Source organism: Erwinia sp. (assembly GCF_049696395.1).
Taxonomy (GTDB): Bacteria; Pseudomonadota; Gammaproteobacteria; order Enterobacterales; family Enterobacteriaceae; genus Erwinia.
Window position 1 is genome coordinate 1 of the sequence record NZ_JBAVTT010000082.1, and the last position, 8,249, is coordinate 8,249.

The following is an 8,249-nucleotide window of genomic DNA, read 5'->3' on the forward strand; positions in this document are numbered from 1 at the left end:
CGCCAATGGCGAGGTTATCAACACCTCAGGGACAATTGAGACGCAGAACGGTGATATCACGGTTAATACCGGCCATTTGTTGAATACCCGAGATGGGTTGCATGTGACACAAACCAGCTCGTCTTCATCTACCCGTGCTGGTGTGGGTGATGCGACCATGAAGGTCAGCATCCTCGAACTGGCGCCGGGGGATTATGGATATTACAACGTAAGGACCACTAAAGAAGGCCCGGGCTGCGGAGGAGCCGATGGGGGATGCGACATAACGATCATCTCAAAAAACTATTATGCTCCTTACCAAAATGCGCTGAAGCAGAAGTTTGCCCTCTCCAGCACGTCTGTCAATGTGGTCAGCAACGGGAGTGCGGCGCGTATTGCTTCTGGACGTGACTTAACTCTCCATGCAGATAACCTTGAAAACCAGGCCAGTAACATTCTCGCAAATGGTAACGCGGCCCTTTCCGGGAACCGGTTAGATAATCAGTCATGGCAGGAAGGTACTCAGAGCGAATACGCGATATATGAATATAAGGGCTTAAAACCCACCGATAACGTTCCCGAACCCTACATGGGGAGGCGCAATTTTGATGCCCAAACTGATGACATTATCTACACCCTTACTGGCCATGAAAACACCTTTACGCCAGGGCAGCTCTACCGTGCAGTCATTCAAGCCGGAGGCAATGTCTCAGCCGCTTTCGGCAGTGACATCAGCAATACTAATACTACCGCAAATGCCGGCTGGAACAGCAATACGGTGGCCACGCCGGGGCTTAAAGCGCTCAGTAACTCAGGTAACGTCGCTGCAGTAAAACAACAACAGTTAGCGGATGCAGGCACGGCTGAAGTGAATACCCCGCAGTGGCGGGATGGGCTGGAAAGCGCACTCCGACAGGTAAATGGACCGGCAGATTTGGACACTTTACCGGTAGCTGACAGGTTGCTTGCCAGCCAGGAAATAAAAGAATCCGGTGAACTGTCAGATATTACGGCTGGTAACGGTAAAACGCTGCACTCTTATCAGCCGACGAACGTTGATATCAGCACGTATCCGTTGCCATCCGGCAATAACGGTTATTTCGTGACATCAACCGATAACCAAAGCCCTTATCTGATTACCCTCAACCCTAAACTCAATGGGCTGGGACAGCTCGATCAGCATCTCTTTGGCGATCTCAATGCGTTGCTGGGTAAAAGTCCCGATGGCGCATTACAGGAAACGCGACAGCAATATACAGACGAGAATACCTTCCTCGGTTCATCCTATCTGTTAGATCGCCTGACTCTGAAACCCGATCACGATTATCGTTATCTTGGGGATGCGGCCTTTGATACACGTTACGTCAGCAACGCAGTGCTGAGTCAGACCGGTAATCGCTATCTGAACGGTCTTGGATCTGAGCTGGATCAGATGCGCTATCTGATGGATAACGCGGCGGCTGAACAGCAATCACTGGGGTTACAGTTTGGCGTATCGTTGTCAGCCGGGCAGCTGGCCGCGCTGGATAAAAGCATCCTCTGGTGGGAAGCCACCGTGGTGAATGGCGAAACGGTGATGGTGCCAAAAGTCTATCTCTCGCCGAAGGATGTTGACCTGCATAATGGCAGCGTGATTGCGGGCAATAACGTCACTTTGAAAGCGGACAATATTGCCAATACAGGCAGTACGATCGTCGCGCAAAATGACCTTCAGCTGGACAGCAAAAACACGCTCAGTAACCTCAGTGCGGGCCTTATTCAGGCTGGTGCCAATCTACAGTTGAACGCGCTCGGTGATATTAACAATATTGGATCCGTCATCAGCGGCAAAACAGTCGCGCTGGAGAGTGTTAACGGCAATATCAATAACCTCACCACCACGCAGCAGTGGACTCTTAATGCCACTAATAATCAGGGAGCGGAAAAATCCTTTACCTATACCCTGGGCGGACCAACAGCCACTATCTCATCGCTTGAAACCCTCAGCCTGAAGAGTGGTAACGATATCAGCCTCACCGGCGCGAAGCTCAACGCGGGCGGCAACTTGTTGATAGAGGCCGGGCATGACGTTGCGGTGACCAGTAATCAAATTGTGACCGGTGAGGCTCAGTCCGGCTTTAAAAACGGTTGGCGGAACAGGACTGCCACCTCAAACAACGTGACCAGCAATCAGGGCAGTGAAATCAGCGCGGGCGGTACTCTCGCCCTGCAGGCTGGCCATAATCTGGACATTACCGCCAGCAGCATTAACGCCGGGGATAACACCCAGCTTACCGCCGGAAATGATATCAACCTGAACAGCGCTGCTAACGGTGAGAATGACGAGCAGGGCAAACGGGAAAGTCATTCAAACGGTATTGAACGCACTACCCTGACCAGCGGCGCTGATGTTGTGCTGAAGGCCGGACGCGATATTACCAGTGACGCGGCGGGAATCGCGGCGGATGGTGCTGTCGCGCTGCAGGCGGGACGCGACGTCAATCTGCTGGCTGCGGAAACCGGCTCAGGCAACAGCTATAAAGCCGGTAAAAGGGTTGAGATCAACGAATCAGTTCGTCAGCAGGGCACCGAAATTGCCAGCGGCGGCAGCACCACGGTCAGTGCTGGCCGGGATGTGACCAGTGAAGCGGGGCAGGTCACAGCCAGCGGGGATATTACAGTCAGCGCCGGACGCGACATCAGTCTGACTACCGCTACTGAAAGCGATTATGCCTACAGGGAAGAGACGAAAACCAAAAAAGGATTTCTCAGCAAAAAAACTACGCACACGATCCAGGAAGACAGTGCTACGCGTGAAAACGGCACCCTGCTGAGCGGCGATAGTGTTGCCCTGAAGGCGGGAAATAATCTGCTGGTAGAGGGTTCTCAGGTGGTCGGCGATGATAACGTTAAGCTCAGTGCGGGTAACAACGTTGATATTCTGGCCGCCACCAATACTGACTCCACCTGGCGCTTCTCGGAAACGAAAAAGAGCGGCCTGATGGGTACCGGCGGTATCGGTATTACCGTCGGTAGCAGTAAATCAATACATGATCTGCGGGATAAAGATACCTCACAAAGCCAGAGCGTCAGCACCGTGGGCAGTACCGGTGGCGATGTCAGCATCGTTGCGGGTGGCCGGGCACACGTAAGCGGATCCGATCTGGTGGCAGGTGGAAATCTGACGTTGACCGGCGACAGCGTGATTATCGATCCGGGACACGATAAACGTGTTCATGAAGAGGTGTTTGAGCAGAAAAAGAGCGGCCTGACGCTGGCGCTTTCCGGCGTCGTGGGTGAAGCCATCAATAGCGCGGTTGCGGCGGCTCAGTCATCGAAAAAAGAGAGTGATGGTCGTCTTGCCGCCCTGCAGGCCACCAAAGCCGCACTCTCCGGCGTACAGGCTGTGTTAGGTGCACAGCTTGCCGATGCGACTGCCGATCCCAATAATGGAATGGGCGTCAGCCTTTCTTTTAACACCCAGCATTCCAAATCACAGCAGCATCAGGCCACAGACAGCATTACCGGCTCCACGTTGAATGCCGGTCACAATCTTACCCTTACGTCGACGGGTAAAGGCGAAGGCGAGTACAGTGGCGACATTGTTATTGCCGGCAGTCAGCTGAAAGCGGCAGGTGACAGCAACCTTAGTGCCACCAAAGATATACTGCTTAGCGGTGCGGCCAGTACGCAGGAGAGCAGCGGCAAAAACAGCAGCAACGGCGGCGGTATAGGGATCAGCATTGGCGCCGGTCAGGGCAGCGCGGGCATCAGCATCTTTGCCAGTATCAATGGGGCCAAAGGCAAAGAAAACGGCAGCGGCACGCGCTGGACGGAGACGACGCTTGACAGCGGCGGCAAAGTCACGCTCAACAGCGGTCGCGACACCACTCTAAACGGTGCGCAGATCAGCGGTAACCAGGTGACTGCTGATGTCGGCAGGGATCTGACCATTACCAGCCAGCAGGACAGCGATCGCTACGACTCAAAACAGACCAGCTATGGCGTGGGCGGCAGTTTCACCTTTGGTTCAATGACGGCTTCCGGCTATGCCAGCGTCAATCAGGACAAGATGCACAGCAACTTTGACAGCGTGCAGGAGCAGAGCGGCATATATGCCGGTAAAGGTGGTTTTGATCTTACCGTTGGCAATCACACCCAACTGAACGGTGCGGTGATCGCCAGCCAGGGCGATGCGGCAGACAACCGGCTGGATACCGGCACGCTGGGCTTCAGTGATATCGACAATACGGCTGATTATAGGGTCAGCCACAGCGGCGGCAGTATTGCGATGTCTAATGGCGGCAGTATGGGTGCGCAGATGCTGTCAAATGCGGCTTCCAATGCTGCCAGTACGCTGCTGTCGGGCCTGAACAACAAGGGGCATGCCGAAGGGACCACGCAGTCGGCTGTGGCGAACGGCACCGTCATCATCCGCGATAAGGTAAACCAGAAACAGGACTTGGCGGACCTCAGCCGCGATACCGAACACGCCAACGACAGCATCAGTGCCATCTTCGACAAGGAGAAGGAGCAGAAGCGTTTGCAGACGGCGCAGCTGGCCGGTGAAATCAGCGGGCAGATGACAAACATCGTCACGACAATGGGTGATATCAACGGGCTGAAAGAGGCGAAGAAACACGCTGCACCACTGAAGGAAAATGCGACAGAGGCAGATCGCGCAAAATGGCTTGATGGTCTTCGAAGCAGCGCTGATTATCAAAAGGAGATGAGCAAGTGGGGTGTTGGCAGCCAGTCACAGAAGGTTGCACAGACCATAGGCAGCATCCTGACAGGCCTGGTGACCGGTAACGCAGGTCAGGCGGTGGCGGGCGGGCTGAACCCGTGGGTAGCGCAGCTGATTAAAACCGAAACCACCGATGCCAATAATAATGTCGACATCGCCACCAATGCTATGGTACATGCAGTATGGGGTGCGGTATCGGCTCAGATGTCCGGCGGTAATGCGGCAGCGGGTGCAGCGGGCGCCTTTAGCGGTGAACTGGCCACTCGCTACATTGCGGAGAAGTACTGGGGGGCGGATACGCCGGAGAAAATCGCGGCGTTGAAGGAAGATGACCGCGAACAGCTGAGCCTTCTTGGTACGCTGGCCGCAGGGTTGGCAGGCGGAATGGCGGGCAACAATTCTGCGGCAGCCACGACGGGAGCAATCGCCGGGAAGAATGCGGTTGAGAATAATTTCCTAAGCCCTAAGAAAGCTGAAAGCTTGAATAAAGCGCTAGAGGACCAGAAAGCAGGTAAAAATCTGATTCAAGCCTCCCAGAATATTATCCGGCTGACTAATGAGGACCGGGCCAGTAATCTTTTGCTGGAAAAATACCAGCAAGGGCAGCCGCTGAATGATAATCAGAAACAGGAACTGGCTGATTTGCTTAACCAGTATGGCTATGAACTTCAGTCTATGTACGGTTATACCTTGCAGCAAGCATCTGACGCTATTCAGTCATTGATAACAGGCAAGGCATTCGTGGCATCTACCAATAATACTCAAGCTTATAATGAGGCGTTGAGTTATCTGAAAGGGGCCAGTGTTCAGTCGGGGCAAGCGGCTGTGGGCACAGATGCTTTGCTGGCATTGCCTGGTGCTCCAGGGATTATTGCTCGCTCAACTTTAGCAGCAGCCGGAGGTTATCAAACCGGAACTGGGATTGGCCAGGTAGTTGATGGTAACTATGGCGAAGGTGCACTTAATATAGGCTTAGGCACTGCAGCTATCTTTGGTGGTGCAACAGGACATGGTGTTACATCGAAAGGAGAAACAGGCCTACTTACTCCGAATAAAGAATCAGGATGGACTAACAGTTCACAACCACTTGATCCTAAAACACCTTCAGCAAATCCTAAAGTGACGGCGGAGTTAAGTGACCCACAAACTGGCACAGTCTTGACTGATACGAACCAAGGCGCAAGATCCGACTTTTTCCTTGGTGATGCAAGTCGACCAACCCTTATTAACGACAGGATTGTGGCAAAAATTGAAAATAAGAAGAGAACCTTCCCAAATGGGAATATGGCAACAGCTCATGCGGAGGTTGGTGTTATTCAGCAAGCTTATGAACAAGGTATCACTAAAGGTCGAGATATGACATTAACGGTATCCTTAGAGGTTGTATGTGGATTTTGCAAAGGTGATATTGCCGCAATGGCTGATAAAGCAGGTTTGAAATCTTTGACAATATTTGAAGAAAAAACCCATACGTTCCTATATTGGCAGCCTGGTATGAAATCCATCATGGAGAAAAAATAGAAATGAACTTATCCCTAAAATGGACTCTTAATGGTCAAGGGGGGAAAAAACACCTCCCTCAATGGGAAGAAGTTGAAGAATGCCTGAGTAAACTTCAAGGTAAAGCAGGAACCCTGACAATTGATATTTATGATAATGGAAACACCGGACCTGATATGCTTCAGCTAAGAGCGGAAAGTGGCAATTATTTGCTGACTCTGGGTGAGGAAACTGACGATGACTACAATGTCCGTTTTTACTGGGATCCTTCTCTAACAAATGAGGAAATATCAATTTTGGGTGATTATTGGTCTGAACGACAACTCATAAAAGACTTTGATCTTGTTGCCAGGGTTTTTAAAGAGTTTTTTTATACTGGCAATGTTTCATCGGATATTTTGAACTGAGATTATAATCCTGACAAAGGTATCGGTGAATCAGGCACTATCAATATGAGCCGTGCGGAAATCGGAAGTGGATTTAAAAGGAAAGAGCCGAAGGATTCTGTAATTAATAATGGATGTGGCTCCATTTTTGGTAGTAATACAGGAAAAGTCATATCTGGAGCTTAAGGGATTCCGGCGTAGAACCCCGATATCAGGGTTCTTCGCATTAAGAGCTCGTCAGGTAACATGCTGTTTTTTTTAATGTTGCCTGAAGATGATCTCTGATCAGAAAAGTCTTCAAACGTCTGCATTATCCTGCCGATGTTATCGCCCAGTGCGTCCGCTGGTACCTTACAGCTATGGCCTGCTGCATTACAGTTACAGCTGGAGTAGCTATCAAAGCAGCTTTGAAAATAACGGCTTCACATGGCTGAGCAATGGCGACATGCGATAGAGAAGCATGTGAACAAGTCTGATGACAAATTATTAGCTCGACTTCAATCTGAGCCTCGTATTGGCGCAACGTGTACATTCTTTGATAGCACGGCAGCAGATAAAGCCATAGGAAGTGCTATAGCAGATCGCTCTAACCAAATTAAGCTTACTGAGTGGTTAGCTGGTGATTAAACTAGATTAGTTTTAACTCATGAAGAGACTTTCAATGTAGGTAGAGTTATAAATAAAGGTGATCAATCATCTCATTTATCAAATCAAATCAAATCAAATCAAGTCATACTGGTTATAGATAAAGATCCACTGATGCCGAATGGCTATCGGATTCAAACAGCATATCCAACGTAATCATGGGATTTAATATGAAAACTGAAAATGTCACTTATTTATTAGGCGCTTATTTCCATCAGAATTGGTTTTTCGAAAATTTAGATCCCGATGATGTAATAAAAAGTTTTATAGCTAGAGAATCTTCTGAAAGAGTTAGTGCTCTTGAGAAGGAGATTACTTTTCTATTAGCCAACAATGATGAGCTACCAGGTAGCTTCATAATTAACAACAATGGATATTATGATCCTAGCGCAGACGGTTTAACAGTAAACAAATGGCTGCAACATATACTCAGTGTCTTGCCATAAGTGAAAGATCCCAGTCAATCGAGCCGGGATTTAACTTTACAACCCGGCAATCAATCCAGCCACTGCCATTTCAGCGTTACTTCCGTGGCAGCTTCTCCGGCGTGGCGATCACCTAAATAAACTCCGCAACCTGCTGCTGCTTGCTCGCCGACAGCTTTTACAGGCCTGTCTCAGCGTGCCAACCATTTTCGCAGTGACACCGGACATCGTGCAGCCATTGCATTGCGTAATATCAACAGTATAAGGATGCTGAGCTGTAGTGAGCGCGTAATAAAAGGGCGCGTCGGATAATCTCGAAACTGCCGATCGCAACTTTACAGCAGAGTAAAGACAGTACGACTTCAACCACTTACAGCGCCATCTCGCCGGGTACCATTGAGATACGTAATCCGGATGCTCAGAAGCAGGACGTTTCGCAGCTCAGTCGAGACACGGCGTCAGCTGAAAATGGATTAAAGGACAAGTTTGACGCGCAAAAAGTTCAGGAAAGCCTGGCCATTCAACGTGAGATGGCCGTGTTGGGACAGCAGGCTATCAAGCAGACGTTCGATTACCTGAAACAGCAAG

The 8,249-nt window shown here is 50.4% G+C and carries 2 protein-coding genes and 4 pseudogenes; all 6 read left to right on the plus strand.

Annotated elements, in window-relative coordinates; genetic code table 11:
* Window positions 1–5,158: pseudogene (locus tag WCC56_RS10650) on the plus strand (hemagglutinin repeat-containing protein); the annotation flags it as partial.
* A gap of 666 nt (window positions 5,159–5,824) precedes the next feature.
* Window positions 5,825–6,226, plus strand: a pseudogene (locus WCC56_RS10655) (cytidine deaminase-like fold-containing protein); the annotation flags it as partial.
* Window positions 6,227–6,228: 2 nt separating this feature from the next.
* Window positions 6,229–6,612: a DUF6911 family protein gene (locus tag WCC56_RS10660; RefSeq protein WP_424692346.1), complete on the plus strand. Its 384-nt coding sequence runs from the start codon at window positions 6,229–6,231 to the stop codon at window positions 6,610–6,612.
* A 260-nt stretch (window positions 6,613–6,872) separates the two neighbouring features.
* Window positions 6,873–6,944: pseudogene (locus WCC56_RS10665) on the plus strand (IS6 family transposase); the annotation flags it as partial.
* 73 nt (window positions 6,945–7,017) lie between these two features.
* A pseudogene (locus WCC56_RS10670) lies at window positions 7,018–7,392 on the plus strand (RNase A-like domain-containing protein).
* A 14-nt stretch (window positions 7,393–7,406) separates the two neighbouring features.
* Window positions 7,407–7,682 (plus strand): contact-dependent growth inhibition system immunity protein, encoded by a 276-nt coding sequence (locus WCC56_RS10675; protein WP_424692347.1) that lies wholly within the window; start codon window positions 7,407–7,409, stop codon window positions 7,680–7,682.
* Window positions 7,683–8,249: the final 567 nt, after the last annotated feature.